This is a genomic window from Scytonema hankhaensis NUACC26 (assembly GCF_045865695.1).
In the GTDB taxonomy this organism is placed as follows: domain Bacteria; phylum Cyanobacteriota; class Cyanobacteriia; order Cyanobacteriales; family Nostocaceae; genus Scytonema.
Map to the genome: position 1 here is coordinate 76,806 of NZ_BAACAP010000252.1, position 16,639 is coordinate 93,444.

The following is a 16,639-nucleotide window of genomic DNA, read 5'->3' on the forward strand; positions in this document are numbered from 1 at the left end:
ATTAGCTCTTAGCATTTAATACAAGTTAAAATCAATTCTTCAACTCCTGACACTGGAAATATTTTTGTACCCAGTGCTTGAGCCACATCTTCAACACTTATATCATCTAAAAATACCAATTCGCCATGTTTCAGTATGATACTTGGCAACAAAATTCCATTTCCCAAGTCTTGCCCCTTTAACTTTAGTAGCAAATCGTGACCTGTTAGCAAGCCTGTTACAGTAATATTCTGCCCCCAATAATCACTTGACAAAGCGTGCATTTTCACCTCTAGCCCCTCAACTGAGTTCAATCGTTGAATAATTGGTTCAAATGCTTGTTCTACCGCATTACCTACAACCCAAGTAAATTTTCTAGGTTCAACCTTTGAGGGTAACAATCGGTCGGCTGTTTCTGAAAATTGTCTGAGAAATAAACGGATGGAACCAACACCGTTATCTATTTGCGGATAATCCGCATACTCAGATTCTTCTGGCAATTCCTCTCTAGCAATCAGAAACCACTCATCAGCTAACCAAATACAGTTTTGACCGTATTTTTGCCGAAACTCTTGTTGTAGCGATCGCACTTGAGCGATCGTTTCCCTTGCCTTTTCTGTACTCACGGGTATCAGTTCGTCTTCTTTTGGGCGAAACTTAGTTAAACCCACTGGCACTACTGCTACAGAAGCAACAGCTGGGACTTGACCCGTGTGGAAAGACGCTAAATCCCTGAGTGTTTGTTCCAAATGAATGCCATCATTAATACCAGGACATACTACAACTTGTGCGTGTATTTGAAGTCTTCTTTCTTGAAACCACGCAATCTGCTGCAAAATTTGACCTGCACGCGGATTTTTGAGCAATCTGATTCTAACTTCTGGCTCAGTTGCGTGAACAGAAACATAGAGAGGAGACAAGCGCATACTTTCAATACGCTGCCATTCTCGTTCTGGTAAATTTGTCAGAGTTAAGTAGGAGCCATATAAAAAACTGAGTCGATAGTCATCATCCTTAAGATATAAACTAGAGCGCTTGCCTGGAGGTTGCTGGTCTATAAAACAGAAAGGGCAGTGATTATTGCACTGGATTAAACTATCAAAGAGAGCTGTTTCAAACTCTAGCCCCAAGTCATCATCGTAGTCTTTTTCAATTTCTATATAATGTGTTTTGCCAGCAGTATCTAAAACTTCCAATTCCAGCACTTCATCAGCACATAAAAATTGATAATCTATTAAATCTCTGGGCTTTGTACCGTTAATGCTAACAATTGCGTCTCCCGGTTCAAATCCAATTTCTGCAGCGATAGATTCGGATAGTACTTTAGTAATTCGGGCAGGATGAATAATAGCCATTTTGAATATACACTAATGAAAAAAATTATTTCAGAGAACCGCGTTCTAGTAGCAACTTTACTGCTAAGTGTAGCACTGGTGTTCCTAATAGGAATTTCCTTGTCTTTTGGGGCGGTTGCTTTGACTCCATCCCAATTATGGCAGGCAGTTCTTCGTCAAGGCGATACGCTACCTCAAACTATTATCTGGGATTTACGGTTACCTCGAACTGTGGCAGCAATACTGGTAGGCGCGGCTCTAGGAATGTCTGGCGCACTGCTTCAAGGAATGCTTCGGAATGGACTGGCAGATCCTTTCTTACTCGGTATTTCGGCTGGGGCGGGTTTAGTGGCTGTCCCAATATTTGCTCTGGGAATACTGCAAAGTTGGATTCCCTTTGCTGCATGGATTGGCAGCTTATTGACTACCCTGTTCGTTTATCTTCTGGCTCGCAGTGGTGATGGTATTTCTATTGAAAGGTTAATTTTGGGTGGAGTTGCTGTAAGTTCGTTATTTGGAGCAATTCAATCTGTTTTATTGCTTTTAACAGAAGACGGACAAATCCAAGCTGCATTAAGTTGGTTAATCGGAAGTCTCAACGGTAGGGGATGGAATCTGGTTGCGATCGCAATCCCCTATATTTGTATAGCTTTAATCCTAGGATCTTTACTCGGTCGCAATCTCAACTTGTTAAATTTAGGAGACGATCTAGCTGTTGGATTGGGAGTTTCACTTGGGCGATCGCGTATTATTATTGGCTCTGTTGCTACATTACTTGCTGCAGGTGCTGTGAGTATAGCCGGATTAATTGGCTTTGTTGGTTTAATCGTTCCCCACGGTATCCGCTTATTTGTTGGCACAGATTACCGATTTGTTTTGCCTTTAAGTGCTGTAGGCGGTGCTCTAGTTTTAACAGGAGCCGATCTGCTTTCTCGTCTGGGCGCTGTAGAATTACCAGTAGGTGCAGTCACCGCACTGCTAGGTTCGCCTGTATTTATCTGGTTATTATACAATCGCAAATGATAATCTTAAAAACTCAAGATCTGACTGGTGGATACGCAAGCAAACCCGTTATTCAAGATATCTCTCTCACACTTCAAGCGGGAGAATGGTTAAGTTTAGTTGGTGCTAACGGTTCGGGAAAATCCACCCTGCTAAAACTGATGAGTCGTTTGTTAAAACCGCAAACAGGAACTGTACTCCTCGACGGACAAGCAATTCACACTCAAAAAGCAACAGATGTCGCTAAGAAATTAGCTTTATTACCACAACAGCAAACAATACCCCCAGGGTTGACAGTCAAACAGTTAGTCTCTCTAGGGCGCACGCCTCATCAACCTTGGTGGCAATGGGAGTTAGATTTAGAAGATAGAAAGAAAGTGGAACAAGCTTTACGGCTAACACAGATGCAAACATTTCGCGATCGCTCTGTGGAACAATTATCAGGTGGTGAGAGACAAAGAGCATTTTTAGCGCTAGCATTAGCCCAAGATCCACAAGTGTTGCTCTTGGATGAGCCAACAACTTATTTAGATGTCCGCTACCAATTGCAGTTATTAGAGTTGCTCAAACAACTAAATCAAGAACAAAATATATCTATTATCACAGTATTGCATGACGTCAACTTAGGCGCTCGGTATAGCGATCGTATAGCTCTAATTTACCAAGGCAAAGTTTGGGCTGTAGGAGAACCCAAAATGGTGTTAACACCAGAAAATTTAGCTAGTGTTTTAGGTGTAGAAGTTGCTGTACTTGAAACACCAGTGGGTTTACAAATTTGTTCTTTAATGGCAATTGGGGATTAGGGATTGGGGACTTTAAGAGTATATTCCCCCCTTTTTAAGAGGGGATTGGTAAGTGCCTAAAATCGCATTATTACCGGAGAAAGGCAAAGGGCAGAAGGAAAGATTCTCAGCTTTTATACAAAATTAAGTCCTCTGTGCTCTGCCAGACGGTGAGAGTTTGACCATTTGCACACTATTCAACAATTGAATCAACATCCGTACAGGATGGTATTCAGAGTCTCTTACGCAACAAGCTCAAAACCTTCAAGGTAAAAAATAGATGGCTTGTTCTCTAATATAGCGAACTGGATTAATTGGGTTCCCTGAATGAACAACCCACCTGTAAAATTGTCGTATCTGAACTGACTAGTGGAAGAAACACCAAAGCCTGATTTGGAAATCTGAATTTTGTCACCTTCTGTGTAGGAGAAGTCTTTGATAATGTCAATACCTTCAAACCAGGAGTAGAAGTAGAATTTATCAGCGCCAGAACCACCAATTAAAGTATCTGAACCAGTACCACCATAAAGGAGGTCATTGTCTAACCCACCATCAAGATAGTCATTACCATAACCACCTAGAAGGTAATCATTACCGATCCAACCAGTTAATATATCGTCACCATCATCACCGTACAAATAATCATTACCACTACCTGTATTCCAATAATAGTCATTACCACCGTAACCATAGGCAGTCAGGTTATCTGACCCTTGGTGAATAATGGTATCGTTGCCACTAGTTCCGTATATAATTGTCATGAAATTTTCTCCTTAAAGAATATTTTGAATGTTAGATAAATTTCCAAAAGTTGTGGAACACTAAATTACAGATGGCTGTATGGAATGGAAACCAATTATTAAATTCACAAGAATAATATTCTCATAAAAATGTGACTAAACTAAAAACTAACCTCGAAGCTCAACGCAAAAAGAGGAACCGCAAGAAAAAAGTAACCACACACCATAACCCCGCGCCATTCGACCCTAGTTCGTCCATTAAGCCACTGATCTATGCTTCTATGGGTAGTTTCGCTTGTTATAGGTCAATATTGAGCCAAATCTGGAAAGAGGGGTGGGCGCGATCGCGATAGAATCCGATATGGAAATTTTCCCGTAACGGAGAGACTGTCACGGCTTGCGCTACGCGATCGCAACAACAGCTAGCCACACATATCCACTAGTCCAGGGATAGCAGATTGGGGAAACTGTGAATGCTGTTATACCTGTACTAGAGGGTTAAGTTTAGATGTGAGCTATGGTCATGCCATTATGCATAGACTAGTGGGTTAATAGCAACCATAGAGTAGCAAGTGGACGCGATCGCAATTAGGAGCGGTAGCCAGTAGCGGTGGATGCGGTAGCAGTGGACTGGGAGTTGGTATTGTCCCTTATTTCTTATGTTTTGGCGCATTGGGCGCAACTTCAAACGGCGATCGCCAAGACAAACCTACCTGATTGGGGAGAAGCCGCTGCGATCGCATTCCAAACTATATTTCCACAATTGGTGGTGTTACTTCTTTTACAAGATATTGAACGCCTTAGAGAACTGGCACTTAGTCAAGGAATTGACATTCAAATTTCCCGGTGCAAGATAGGAGCCTCTGACAGGCGCGGCGAGCGCTCCCGTGAAATATGAAAGAAACACAATTTTCCGGAAGCCCCGATACATAAGGGTTTTAAAATGTGTTTCTTAGGAGGTAGATGGGGTAAAATCAGGGTATTGCAAGTGCAACAAACATACATAATATGAAACATCGCTTAATCTTAATTGGATTATTAATAGGAGTAATTTTCGGTATTTTTGCTTGCTCAAGTATAACAAACGAGCAGGCAAAAACCTCATCACAGCCGCCTGCTCGCTCAGTAGAAAAAGTTGTTACGCTTACATCTCTTTCCACAGATATTATTTCTCGATTAGATAGTAAAAAAATCGTGGGTATATCTGGTAGCAACTTATTCAAAAATGACCCGCGTTTTAAAGATATTCCCCGTGTAAGCGAAGGTCAAACGCCGCCTAATCTAGAGAAAATTTTAGCACTGAAACCAGATTTGGTCATTGGTGCAGAAGGTTTTTCTAATCAGACAACAAGTAGACTTAAAGAATTGGGTATCCAAACTCTACTAACAAAAGTTGATAGTTGGGAAGGATTACAAGATTTAACGAAAACATTGGCAAAAATAGTTAATGCAGATCCAACACCACTTTTAAAGCAGTATCAAACTTTTTTGCCCGATAATCCAATTCCAACAGAATCTACTTTAGTACTTGTTAGCCGTCAACCGATTTTAGCACCCAATAAAAAAAGCTGGGCTGGCGATTTACTAGATAAATTTCAGGCAAAAAATTTAGCGGCTGATTTACAAGGGAAAGCACCAATACCGGGTTATATAACTCTTTCAGCAGAAAAAATTTTGGAAGCTAATCCAGAAGTTCTGATTGTTGTTAGTCCCCAACCAGGGCTTTTAAAATCTTTCAAATCAGAATCTTTTTGGAACCAATTGAAAGCAACAAAAAATAATCGAGTTTACGAGTTTGATTACTACGGGCTTGTCAATCCTGGTAGTATAGATGCCATTGCAAAAGCCTGCGACCAATTGAAAGCAGCTTTAGTAGCTTAGTTAACAACCCTCGTTCCCTGGCTCTATTTAGAAAATAGGGCATTAGGCATGGAAAAAGAATTATTTTTATTCCCTCGTTGTGAGATGTTCCCATGAATGACTGTCTTGAGTATGGAGCATGGGATGGGTAATGCCAACCAATATCGAATGGTGGGCATTGCCCACCCTACTTTACTGGTCCCTGCTCACTGCTCACTGATTACTCAAAACTCCTGCCCCAATTGCCGCTAAAATTACAACACCAAATACCAAGCGGTACCAGATAAATACCCAAGTGCTTCTAGTTTTAAGAAAACGTAATAAACCAGCGATCGCTAAATAAGAAAAGACTGCTGATGAAACCGTCCCAACGACCAAGGGAACTATATCCCCAAAGCCGACTTCTAACAAACCTTTTAACTCCACTAAACCAGCTAAGGTAATAGCGGGGATGCCTAACAAAAAGGAAAATTTTGCTGCGGTTGCTCTTTCCAAACCAATAAATAGCCCTGCTGTAAGGGTAGAACCAGAACGAGAAACACCAGGAATGAGTGCCATAGCCTGAGCTAATCCCATCGATATACCATCTGACATTTCCAATTGGCTGAATTCCCGCTTGCGCGTACCAAGTTTTTCTGCAACCCCCAAGAGTATGGACATGAAAATTGAAGCAATTGCTATTGCACCTAGACTACGTAAGGGAGAATTATCAAAATCGGGAATAAATTTTTTAATCAAAAGTCCACAAACAACAATTGGCAGAGTTCCTATGAGAATTCCCAAACTCACGCGGAAGTCTTTGTCTTGGTAATCGGAACGACTAATGGCTTTTGTTGCTCCTACAACAAGTTGTGTTAAATCTCCCCAAAAATACCACAGGACTGCAGCAATACTTCCTAGCTGAATGACGGCGGTAAAAGCGACTCCCGGATCGCCCCATCCAAGCATCACTGGCACCACTTTTAAATGTGCCGTGCTACTGATAGGTAGAAATTCCGTAGCTCCTTGAACAAAACCCAGTACAAGAGCTTGGAAGATATTCATCTGCTGTACTCCGTTAGTGGTTGTAGCCTGCGTACCAAAAGCTTTTAACGGTTCTACTACAACCGAGAGTGCGGCGGATGAGACACTTAAAATTACAAATAATTGACGTTTTGATAGAATCATTCAGTTTACCTTGCGATCGCTGTTTCTATAAGTTATACACAGTTTCACAAACGCTTCCTTACAAGAACCCTCCGGTAAAAAAGCACTTAAAAGTATAAAGGTTACAAAATAGAGGATTAAAAAAGCTTACAGGATTTTACTGAATTATTAATATTTACCTATTTTCGTCAGTCTTATCATACTTAATATGAAGTAAGTATGAAGAGTCAATAATTTATTTTTAAAATTCCCAGCCACTGGTCACTGGTCACTGGTCACTGGTCACTGATTACTGGTCACTGGTCACTGGTCACTGATTACTGGTCCTTGCTAACATAAATATCGCGAATTGGAAAGGGAATTTTAATTCCTTCTTGTTGATAGCGTTTGTGTAACTTTTTGACAAATAAATGTCTGGCAATGCGTTGATCGAAAAACTCATTCACCCGCATATAGAGAGTAAAATTAATACTAAAATCTGCAAATTCCTCAAATCTTAAATAAGGCTCATTTTCAATCAATTCTGGAGCTACTTCTTGCATAACTTCTTTCGCAACTTCTACAGTAACCTTCTCAACCTGTTCTAAATCGCTCTCGTAGGAAACACCCACACTCATTATCAAGGTAATTTCTTTAACAGGAAGATGATAGTTAGTGAAAATTGCAGTAGCTAGCTTAGAGTTAGGTACAATAATAACATTGTTAGAAAGCTCCTTAATAGTTGTATTTCGCCAAGTTATATCTGTAACATAACCCTCATGGTTGCCTGAGTCTAGCTTTACATAATCTCCAGTTCTTACTTGTTTGGAGATAATTAGGTAAAACCCTGAAAATAAGTTGGCTAATGTGTCTTGAAGCGCTAAACCAACTGCAATACCCGTAATACCTAAAGTCGTGACAACTGGTGTAATTTCAACTCCCAGTGTTTGTAGTAAAATGAGTATGCCTAGAACTAAAACTGCTGTTTTAGCAGCATTAGAAATCAAAGACGCTGAAAGTCCTTCCGTTCTCCGTAAATAGAGATTTATAATTCCTGCTGTAAGTCTAGCAAGAACTAAAGTTACAGAATATAAAAAAGCAATAGTAATAACTCTTTTTAGAACATCTGTAATTTCTGGCTCTGTACGATAACTAATAACTGCACCATAAAAACCTGCTAACGTACACCAAATAAACGGCATACGATTTAAGGATTGAATGAGTACTTCACCAATTGGGAATTTTTTGCTGAATGCAATCTTTTTCAGCTTTCTAAAAATAACTTTTTCGCCAATAATTCCACTAAGTACGCCAATCAGAAGAAAGCCAATTGGCACAATCCATTTCATCATAATTTTCAATTTTTAATTTAGGGAACAACTTGGTCGAGATAAAGTTGTAACATTTGATACAGCAATTACTCTATTTAGTGGTGCGCGATTTCATTTGACTAGAGGTAGTCATGGCACTATGTACCTAGCAGATGCACTCCTAGATAATCATGACTCTCTTAAGACCATCGAAATAGATATTTTTTAATTTTTATTTTACAATTAAACTTTTAATTTACAATATTGCCTCTCTTCACTCCAAGTTCCAGGATGATTTGTCAAGAAAGAGCCGATGAGGCAGGAGGCAGAGGGCTGCTACAGCAAATAATTGTTAACTATTGACAAGATAGCAGCAGTACAGTAGACGTTTACAGCAATTTTAAGTTAAAGTTGTAATGAGTTTGTTTTAGATTAGGGTGTAAACAATTTAGGCTTAAAAAGCAAAAAAGATACGTCATATCAATATGCCTTATCCCCAATGCTCCAAACAAAGGCTTGGGAAGAGGCGGACTTCGAGGAGCAAAAGTGCAAATCACATAGAATAACAAATAAACATTTAACAGAGATAAGAAACCCATTAATTTAAAAAACTTAAAGTAAATATGCAAAAACAAGTATTATCTACACAACCAATTCGTTCTCTAGAAGATGCTCTCGATCGCTGCCAGAAGCTTGGTATGCGGGTGAGTCGCCAGCGTCGTTTTATTTTAGAACTGTTATGGGATGCACAAGAGCATCTTTCTGCCCGAGAAATTTACGATCGCCTAAACTTGCAAGGGAAGGGAATTGGGCATACATCGGTTTATCAGAATTTAGAAGCCTTATCCAGCCAAGGTATCATTGAGTGCATCGAACGTTGTGATGGGCGTTTATATGGCAATATTAGTGATTCTCACAGTCACGTTAACTGTTTAGACACCAATCAAATTCTTGATGTTCACATAGAACTCCCAGAAGATTTCATTCGCCACATAGAAGAACAAACAGGCGTAAAAATTACAGATTACAGTATTAATTTTTACGGGTACCGCAACAAAGAACAGAATGGTTAGTGGTCACTGGTCACTGGTCACTGGTCAGGTGATTACTAGTCACTGGTCACTGGTCACTGGTCACTGTTGCGTCGTCTCCATAATCTTCGTATGGATCTTCTGGAAGAACCAGTTCCCCTTCTACACTTTCAATAATTCCCTTCTCCAATAAATTACTATGAGTCCAAGCAACTGTATCACCCGTAGTATTACTGCCATTCAGTAGATATTGTTGTGACAGTAAACTTTTAATAATTTGAAACTGTTCTGATGAGAATATGGCACCTTTGCTTAAAGCCATCTGTCGATCGGCATCAGTTAACATGGCTTGAAATAAACAGGCATTAGTCAGATTTACAGACTCAAGATTCACTCCTGTGAGATTTGCACCTCTAAGATCGGCTCCCATAAGGTTAGCATGGTTTAGATTTGCCTTAGAGAGGTTTGCACCTGCAAGATTTGCATCTTGGAAATTGGCTGCTGCTAAATTTGCCCCAACTAACTCAGCGTGAGACAGATTCACTTGCCTAAAATCAGCCCCTGCTAGCATCACGTCTTCCAAATGAACTCCTGACAGATTGATAAAGCTAAAAGATTTGGAGCGAATGCGAGATATAAGAGTGTTTTTGCCTAAAATTGATGTCCTACCTATCAGCCACATGAGCGCTTCTGAATTAAATTCTGTTAAAGAAGCAGGATGACCACAGGGCAAAAATTCCTTTTTTGCTTCCTGATGACTGCTAAAAAGCAATAAAAAAACGTTTAATCCCACTGCTGCATTCACTTGCTCGATGCCAACAGGGTTTTGTAATACCTGAAAATAAGTCAAAGCTTGATGCCCTATACCTTCATCTAACCAATGCCCTTGACAATAGGTATACCAGAAGGGTAACAGACGCTGACACAGAACTTCAAAAGAAAACTCTCGCTTGTTCGAGCGCCGTAATCCCTCAACAACAAGTGCTTCTATTTCAGAACTGAGAACACCATAACCAAGTAACTTGTAGAGATGAAGAGCAATTTCACTTCTTGAATCTAAAACAAAAGTTTGTTCGCCATACGCATTTGTAGTCCGTTCAACTAACCGTTTCAAACCTAAAATTATAGCTTTAGCACAAAAATAATCACCCAACTTAGAGTGAGCAAACGATAAGGAATAGGCGATTGGAGATTGGCGATTTGAAAAGTTTCTAGGTTTTTCTGTTAGCTTGAAATAAAAGGTTGGTAATATGCCTAGTTCATCAATCCAACTTATTTGACTCCGCCCGGAGTGCAAAATTTGCAACGCTGTATCTTGCATAATTTCTAGTAATTCTTCAGGGTGGTAACCTTGTAACAGATTTGCGATCGCTTCTTGAGTCCGGTGAATATGACTCAATCCCCAGTTCATTTGCACTGTTTTAATACCTTCAGCTTGAGGATAACCTAACAGCCATTTACTTAGACGGTAGTAAATTTCCCATAACAAAGAAGCATCACCTCTATACTGAGCTTTAGCTGCGAGCTGCAACATTTCATCATCAAGCAATTCATCACGATGTAAAATGCCTAGTAAATAAAGCATTAAAGGTTGTCGAACCAAAGCAGAAAGTTGTTGGAATTCCGGTTTCTTAGAAAAAATTCCAGCCTGTTTTAAAAATGTAAAGAAATTTTGAGCAATTGGTAAAGATTGTACTTTTGCCCATTGTTGAAACCATTGTCTCAGTTCATCCTGTTCCCAACGCTCTATAATTATTTGATTGAATTGCGATCGCAGTTCTCGAGCAATTTCTGGCAATATTGATAACCGACTCGTTAAGAAAACTTTATGTTGGCGCTTTGATTGAAAATCGAGCAATTGCTGAATAAAAATTGCTTTTGCTCTTTTACCCATAGAAGAAGGTGGTAGCTCATCCAAACCATCCAAAAGCAAAAGGCACCTAGGATGAGATAATTCCAACCATTCAGCAAGATGGATATGAAAGTTTCCTCGAAAACCAGAATTTAATGTTTCTTCCAAAGTGTCGCCCGGAGTCACCTCAGCAAGATTAATGAGTATGGGCATCCAGTTAGGATAAACTTCCTGAGCCACTATTCCAGCCCAAATCTGACAAAAACTACTTTTTCCGTAACCTGCTTCTGATTCAATTAAAGCAACAGTTTCTAAATCGGAAAGTTGTTGTTGCGCCCATGTCATTAAATCAACAGACTGAGAAGTTTTTGCCATTTCCTGGGAACCCTTTTCTGTGGGTAAACCTTTAGAAAAGACATAAATATCTTTGAGAGCAAAAGATTCTATAAATATCGGTTCTGAGTAACTTTGAATTAAACTAGCTCGGTAGAGTTCTCGGTACAAATCTATTTTGTCACCTGCTGCTGATGCATTTGACGTATAATTTGGAAGTAATGAATTACCTAACCGAAAGAATTTTTGGAGTTGAGCAAATGCGGGGGCATTTTCTGCAATTGCGGCAAGCAAATGTCCTGCAAGTCCATTCACCAATCGCTGTACGCTCGCTTTAGCTTCTGCTTCTTCCGCACTATTAGCTAATAACCATGCAACAGAGGCATTATTCATCTGTTGGACGAGTAATGAATCTGCAACTACAGATAGTGCTTGCTCGGCTTGAGTATCAGTGAGTTTTCCAGGACGGAGAGTTTTCAGCAATGCTTGGAGTTGGGCATCGGGAAGAGGACGAGAAATCAATCTGTCCGAGATCGTCATCCTATCTATCCAAGGTCGGTGTAGTTTTTTTTCTTGGCTGAGAACTTGGTGTAAAGCACGAAGATAAGCAATTTGGAACGCCAACCACGTCCCCTCATTACGTTTTAAAGATTTTTTTTGGCTAAAGGCAGTGACTAGGTTTTGAGTGAGTTGTGCAAAAACAGAAATTTCCAGTACAACAGCCCCTAAAGGCATTTCTAAAACTTCGACTAACGGACAAATATCAAATATGCTCAAGCTTTTGAGTTCCATATCTTGAACAATACGGAATGCCAAGCCAGCGATTTGCCCCGATGAAAATTGACTTATATGGGGAATGTCAAGATTGTGTTCTGTTAACCAATGCCGAAGACTCAAACTCATTATAAGATGTGGAATGCCAGCCTATGAGAATTATTAATCATTTATTGAGCTGCTCAAACAGGTCACAATAGGGGAAATTAAGCTAATTTGTAAAACTTGTTGTTACCTAATAAAAACAAGTGTTGTTTTTAGCAAACTATGAGCGATCGCCCTTTGAAACTACTGTTAATTGACCAAGACCCTATTTTTCGGTTAGGGCTAAGGGTAGCGTTGGAAGTCATCCCTGACATTGAGGTGATATCCGAAGCCGAAACAGATACCACTGCATTGCAGATCCTAGCAGAACTTGCACGTAATGACCCTAATAGCGTGAATTTAGTTGTTTTAGAACTAGGTAACGGTCACTCTATCTCAAGTCAACAACTAGGTTTACAACTCTGTCAGCATTTGAAAATTCAATATCCTAACTTGCCAGTGTTGCTCTTGAGTTCAACTCAAGAACAAGGACTCCTCCTAGCAGCACAAGCGGCGGGAGTTAATGCTTATTGTCCCAAAGGTGTACCTGTTGCTGAATTAGTCACTGTTATGAAAGAAGTAGTAGCAGGGCGTTCGTTTTGGTACGGAGATGATTGGGGACAGGGTGCAGGGGAGCAGAGGAGACAAGGAAGAATAACCAATCGCCAATCGCCAATTGCCAACCTCCAATCCCCAATCCCCTTACCTCGCTTACGAAATAAAATACGTTTGTCAGGAGAAGGGTACATCAATGCTTCTTTGGAAGAAGTTACCGCAAAATTACAGGTTCCTGGGCTGCCACTTTTAGAGCAAGCAGTTCTAGCCGGACGAAGACGAGAACTGTTAGCGGCTCGTTGGTTACTCGATCGCTTATTGACTTCTCCATTAGAAAGGCAACAAGTTAAGGAGAGAGTCTCCTACAATCCAGAGTCCCTCATCCGCGATGTTCCTCAAAGCAATTATTTTGCAACTGAGCCATCTCAGTTTTCCACAGACTTACCTTTACGCTTTCCTTATCCCAATCCTGACTTCTTAAAAACTCCAAAATCACCCGTTTTACTTAGCCCTAGAGCACTACAAGCGGAATTATTTGCTCTTTGCATTACAAAAATCCAACTTCCTTTACAAAATTTAACTGACGTAGTTTTAGAAATTGATATTTTACGAGAAGACAAAAAACGCGAACTTCTATATGTGATTCTGCAAAAAGTAGCAGATACATTGGATAAAATGCGTGCTTCTCACGTTGAAATGCACGATATAAGCCACTTAAAAGAGACTGTATTATTTGATATATGGCGAGAATCAACTATAGATTTTTTTGGAAAATTTTCTAAGATTAGAGTTGGCGATCGCAACTTAGAGATTGTCAATTTATTGTTAGAAAACTCTGTTGTAGTTCAAAGAGAGATTCTCAACAAAATACCCTTCTTCGTCGAATTGTTTTCCTACTTATTATTTCAAACAGATTTACAAGTAGACAATACTTCCTATCCATCTCATAGTTCTGAAGCAAAAGAGCAAGCAGAAAATATCCTAGAAAATCTCTTGATTCAGATTGCCAATGGTATAGTACAGCCGTTGCTAAACTCTTTATCAGATGTAGAAGCAATCAAACAAAATTTTTACACTCGCCAGTTTATATCCACGCGAGAACTAGAAAAATTTAGAAATAATTTATCTTGGAAATATCGTTTGAGCGCTTACGTATCTGAGCCTCAAGCAATTTTTGAAAGTCGCTATGAACTTTTTATTTTTGCACCTCGCGGTATTGCAAAAATTTCAATTTATGCGCCTCGCGGTCAAGAACTTGCTCAGCTTTCTGGTATTCCGCTACTTGTCACCCTAGGAATAGAATTTCGAGATGCATTAATACCTCGCTTGCAATCATTACTCTCTTTCTTAGGAAACGGTGTCGTGTTTGTTTTAACAAAGATAATTGGTCGCGGTATCGGTTTGATTGCTCGCGGTATCATTCAAGGGATTGGTAATGTTTCTTTAAGGCGTTAGTTGTTGGTTGTTATTTGTGTTAATCACTAACCACGATATGGGCGCAATGCCTTGCGCCCCTACTGATGACACAAAGCTCACATCTGTATTTAACAACAGTGTATCTTCAATAACTGTAAGAAACCCCAGATACCATTGTTCGGCAGTAACTTTTACTCCTCCTAGTGAAATCAAATCAACGACAACAGACTGTAACCCCTCATTTGCTAGACGTACCGGAAGAATGGCAGGACGCCCTTGCTGTACTTGTGCGAGTTCGTAAGCCATGCGAATTTCTGCCTCTACCATTTCGCTGTAGACCGATCGCGACGAAAGTAAGACAATGAAATAATCAGCTTGGCGGAGTTCTGCTTCTATATGTTCTGCCCACCGCGTACCCACTAACATCCTTTGGTCAATAAAAACTTGGTGCTGTTGCGATAGCGCTTGCAAGATTTGCATGGCGACTGGCTTATCAGGTTCAACATTGCGTTTGTAGCTGATGAATATCCGTTTAGATAGTGTCTTATCTATAACTGGATTGATGAGTTTTTTCTTAAGTACTGGAGTTTGGTGCTCGTTCAGATTAACTAGCAGCGAGCAACCCAATTCAAAAGCAAATTCGACATCTTCCCCTGCTGCTAAAGCATCGTAAAATGCCACAGCAAAATCAATAGCCGCTCTATCCTTAATTGTGCTATTCATGCCAATTACATATTTTATATGTTGGCTAATACTTGTAGCCTGCTCCTCTGAGTAACAAGCATACAGTTCAATCCGGAGTCAATAAGACAAAATTCTTGAATTTAAGATAATTAACAGCTGATAAACTATTGAACGAACTTCAAAGTCAAAAACTCAAAACATATCTGTAAATGTTGGGTTTTGTTCCTCAACCCAACCTACGTGGTTTCGGATTTTTAGGCAAAACCCGACAAGTATTGCTTGCTAACCAATCATAGATTCCAATTTCGCCGGAAGTGAAAAAAGCTTTCGAGAAAATCTTGCCAAGCAAGATCGCTATTGAGCTTGTGCTGATTCCAAGAAAGGGCTGTTTGCTCTAAAATTTCTGAGAAACTGGGGTAGAGAGGTGCTATGCGAGCTAAATGAGTTACGGTAATTTTTTGTGCGATCGCTAAAGCAATAACATGAATAAATTCCATAGCTTTTGCACCTAAGATAGAAGCTCCTAAAATTTCTCCACGATCTAGGGTTATCAATTTACATAAACCTGTTGTTTCATCTTGAATTTGAGCAGATGCTATAGATTTAAAATACTGTCGTAAAACTATAATTTTATCTCGATTGTATTGACGTTTAGCTTGTGCTTCAGTTAAACCAACTTGCGCTACTGTTGGATGAGTAAATATACCCCAAGGAATCTGTTGATAATTGACTTTTTGTTTTGAGAAAAAGAGTGCATTTTGTATGGCAACTCTTGCTTCATAGCGAGCGATGTTAGCAATTTCATAACCACCAATCACATCACCACAAGCCCAAATGCGGCGATTGGTAGTTTGCAGTTTATCATTGACTAGTAAGCGATCGCAATCCCATTTGACATCGACAGCAGCCAAATTTAAAGATTCAATATTTGGTTGTTGTGCGGTGACGACTACAATCTCATCTGTTTCAATAGCTTTATCTCCTACTTGCAACCATTTTTTATTCTCAATTCGTCTGACTTGAGTCACAGGTGCTTGTGTTACTATCCGCACGCCTTCTGCTTCTAACTGGCTACAAAGGAGTTGGGATATCTCAAAATCAATTTGAGGAAGAATATTTTTTCCAGCTACAATCAGCGTTACATCATAATTCAAATGCGCTAAAGTTTGAGCTATTTCAATACTTTGAGGAACACCACCAAAAATCGCCCATTGCTTGGGTGCTGCGGGGCGGTTAAGAGATTGCCAAACATCAGGTATGGTTAGAAAACCAATTTTTTGCAATCCTTCAATGTCTGGTATTTTCGGACGCGAACCTGTTGCTAGTAAATAAGTTCGAGCGCGAAGCTGGCGATCGTTGACTACAAATGTAAGAGTTGGTGATGGTTGAAATTGACCATCACCAACAATAACATCTACTCCTTGCGCTGCTAGGATAGCAGGTGAATGTTGCTCTTGAATCTTGGAGATAATGCCATCAGAGTAAAGTAATGCTTGGGAAGTATCTACAGAGATTTGACATTTCTGTTCGTTGTTACCACATGAAATGCGAACACCTTTGAAAAATGTCTCATCGAATTGTCTAGCCAAGTCGCTGATGTGACTAAAAGCTTGGTGATAGACAAACCCGTAAAGGGCATTAGCCAGATATAACTTACCATTTACTGTTGGTTCTACCAAAGCAACTTTAGCCCTCAGTTGGGTTGCAGACAATGCAGCAAAGCGTCCTACTAGGCTGCCACCAATAATTACAATATCGTAGTCATTAGTCATTTTTTG

Annotated in this window: 14 protein-coding genes; 6 read left to right on the plus strand and 8 right to left on the minus strand. The window is 39.9% G+C overall.

What is annotated here, in order from left to right:
• Nucleotides 1–8 precede the first annotated feature (8 nt).
• Entirely contained in the window at nucleotides 9–1,334 is a 1,326-nt protein-coding gene (locus tag ACKTT2_RS48805) for a TIGR03279 family radical SAM protein (RefSeq protein WP_407900352.1), read from the minus strand.
• Between the two features lie 15 nt (nucleotides 1,335–1,349).
• Between ACKTT2_RS48805 and ACKTT2_RS48810 the strand changes: the two genes are divergently transcribed.
• Nucleotides 1,350–2,336 (plus strand): FecCD family ABC transporter permease, encoded by a 987-nt coding sequence (locus ACKTT2_RS48810; RefSeq protein WP_407900353.1) that lies wholly within the window; start codon nucleotides 1,350–1,352, stop codon nucleotides 2,334–2,336.
• Nucleotides 2,336–3,118 carry an ABC transporter ATP-binding protein gene (locus tag ACKTT2_RS48815; protein WP_407900449.1) on the plus strand — a complete coding sequence of 261 codons (783 nt, stop codon included), beginning with the start codon at nucleotides 2,336–2,338 and terminating at the stop codon, nucleotides 3,116–3,118. Before ACKTT2_RS48810 ends, ACKTT2_RS48815 begins: the two co-directional genes overlap by 1 nt.
• Nucleotides 3,119–3,339: 221 nt before the next feature.
• Here ACKTT2_RS48815 and ACKTT2_RS48820 read toward each other — a convergent pair whose 3' ends face one another.
• Together ACKTT2_RS48820 and ACKTT2_RS48825 are read right to left on the minus strand one after the other, a co-directional pair.
• Nucleotides 3,340–3,858: a calcium-binding protein gene (locus ACKTT2_RS48820; protein ID WP_407900354.1), complete on the minus strand. Its 519-nt coding sequence runs from the start codon at nucleotides 3,856–3,858 to the stop codon at nucleotides 3,340–3,342.
• A 277-nt stretch (nucleotides 3,859–4,135) separates the two neighbouring features.
• Nucleotides 4,136–4,267 carry a hypothetical protein gene (locus ACKTT2_RS48825; protein WP_407900355.1) on the minus strand — a complete coding sequence of 44 codons (132 nt, stop codon included), beginning with the start codon at nucleotides 4,265–4,267 and terminating at the stop codon, nucleotides 4,136–4,138.
• 213 nt (nucleotides 4,268–4,480) lie between these two features.
• Here ACKTT2_RS48825 and ACKTT2_RS48830 point away from each other — a divergent pair, with 213 nt between their 5' ends.
• Both ACKTT2_RS48830 and ACKTT2_RS48835 read left to right on the plus strand, forming a co-directional pair.
• Nucleotides 4,481–4,735, plus strand: a complete 255-nt coding sequence (locus tag ACKTT2_RS48830; RefSeq protein ID WP_407900356.1) for a hypothetical protein — start codon at nucleotides 4,481–4,483, stop codon at nucleotides 4,733–4,735.
• 110 nt (nucleotides 4,736–4,845) lie between these two features.
• Nucleotides 4,846–5,718: an ABC transporter substrate-binding protein gene (locus tag ACKTT2_RS48835; RefSeq protein ID WP_407900357.1), complete on the plus strand. Its 873-nt coding sequence runs from the start codon at nucleotides 4,846–4,848 to the stop codon at nucleotides 5,716–5,718.
• Between the two features lie 192 nt (nucleotides 5,719–5,910).
• On the opposite strand, the gene ACKTT2_RS48840 is transcribed toward ACKTT2_RS48835, so the two are convergent.
• Both ACKTT2_RS48840 and ACKTT2_RS48845 read right to left on the minus strand, forming a co-directional pair.
• On the minus strand, nucleotides 5,911–6,864 hold the full coding sequence (locus ACKTT2_RS48840) for an undecaprenyl-diphosphate phosphatase (protein WP_407900358.1): 954 nt from the start codon (nucleotides 6,862–6,864) through the stop codon (nucleotides 5,911–5,913).
• Nucleotides 6,865–7,160: 296 nt separating this feature from the next.
• Nucleotides 7,161–8,174 carry a mechanosensitive ion channel family protein gene (locus tag ACKTT2_RS48845; protein ID WP_407900359.1) on the minus strand — a complete coding sequence of 338 codons (1,014 nt, stop codon included), beginning with the start codon at nucleotides 8,172–8,174 and terminating at the stop codon, nucleotides 7,161–7,163.
• Between the two features lie 581 nt (nucleotides 8,175–8,755).
• On the opposite strand from ACKTT2_RS48845, the gene ACKTT2_RS48850 reads away from it, so the two are divergent.
• Entirely contained in the window at nucleotides 8,756–9,205 is a 450-nt protein-coding gene (locus tag ACKTT2_RS48850; protein ID WP_407900360.1) for a Fur family transcriptional regulator, read from the plus strand.
• 46 nt (nucleotides 9,206–9,251) lie between these two features.
• Here the strand turns inward: ACKTT2_RS48850 and ACKTT2_RS48855 are convergent, their stop codons facing one another.
• Nucleotides 9,252–12,251 carry a pentapeptide repeat-containing protein gene (locus ACKTT2_RS48855; RefSeq protein ID WP_407900361.1) on the minus strand — a complete coding sequence of 1,000 codons (3,000 nt, stop codon included), beginning with the start codon at nucleotides 12,249–12,251 and terminating at the stop codon, nucleotides 9,252–9,254.
• A 138-nt stretch (nucleotides 12,252–12,389) separates the two neighbouring features.
• Here ACKTT2_RS48855 and ACKTT2_RS48860 point away from each other — a divergent pair, with 138 nt between their 5' ends.
• Nucleotides 12,390–14,216, plus strand: a complete 1,827-nt coding sequence (locus ACKTT2_RS48860) for a DUF3685 domain-containing protein (RefSeq protein WP_407900362.1) — start codon at nucleotides 12,390–12,392, stop codon at nucleotides 14,214–14,216.
• Here ACKTT2_RS48860 and ACKTT2_RS48865 read toward each other — a convergent pair.
• Nucleotides 14,205–14,900: a toll/interleukin-1 receptor domain-containing protein gene (locus ACKTT2_RS48865; RefSeq protein ID WP_407900363.1), complete on the minus strand. Its 696-nt coding sequence runs from the start codon at nucleotides 14,898–14,900 to the stop codon at nucleotides 14,205–14,207. The two genes, ACKTT2_RS48860 and ACKTT2_RS48865, sit on opposite strands and share 12 nt — an antisense overlap.
• Nucleotides 14,901–15,151: 251 nt before the next feature.
• Nucleotides 15,152–16,633: a dihydrolipoyl dehydrogenase family protein gene (locus ACKTT2_RS48870; protein WP_407900450.1), complete on the minus strand. Its 1,482-nt coding sequence runs from the start codon at nucleotides 16,631–16,633 to the stop codon at nucleotides 15,152–15,154.
• Nucleotides 16,634–16,639 lie beyond the last annotated feature (6 nt).

Bases quoted from the DNA above. Each gene is read 5' to 3' on its own strand.
- ACKTT2_RS48870 (WP_407900450.1), bottom strand. From the start codon at position 16,633: ATGACTAATGACTACGATATTGTAATTATTGGTGGCAGCCTAGTAGGA.
- ACKTT2_RS48840 (WP_407900358.1), bottom strand. From the start codon at position 6,864: ATGATTCTATCAAAACGTCAATTATTTGTAATTTTAAGTGTCTCATCC.
- ACKTT2_RS48860 (WP_407900362.1), top strand. From the start codon at position 12,390: ATGAGCGATCGCCCTTTGAAACTACTGTTAATTGACCAAGACCCTATT.
- ACKTT2_RS48855 (WP_407900361.1), bottom strand. From the start codon at position 12,251: ATGAGTTTGAGTCTTCGGCATTGGTTAACAGAACACAATCTTGACATT.
- ACKTT2_RS48820 (WP_407900354.1), bottom strand. From the start codon at position 3,858: ATGACAATTATATACGGAACTAGTGGCAACGATACCATTATTCACCAA.
- ACKTT2_RS48835 (WP_407900357.1), top strand. From the start codon at position 4,846: ATGAAACATCGCTTAATCTTAATTGGATTATTAATAGGAGTAATTTTC.
- ACKTT2_RS48810 (WP_407900353.1), top strand. From the start codon at position 1,350: ATGAAAAAAATTATTTCAGAGAACCGCGTTCTAGTAGCAACTTTACTG.
- ACKTT2_RS48845 (WP_407900359.1), bottom strand. From the start codon at position 8,174: ATGATGAAATGGATTGTGCCAATTGGCTTTCTTCTGATTGGCGTACTT.
- ACKTT2_RS48865 (WP_407900363.1), bottom strand. From the start codon at position 14,900: ATGAATAGCACAATTAAGGATAGAGCGGCTATTGATTTTGCTGTGGCA.
- ACKTT2_RS48805 (WP_407900352.1), bottom strand. From the start codon at position 1,334: ATGGCTATTATTCATCCTGCCCGAATTACTAAAGTACTATCCGAATCT.
- ACKTT2_RS48850 (WP_407900360.1), top strand. From the start codon at position 8,756: ATGCAAAAACAAGTATTATCTACACAACCAATTCGTTCTCTAGAAGAT.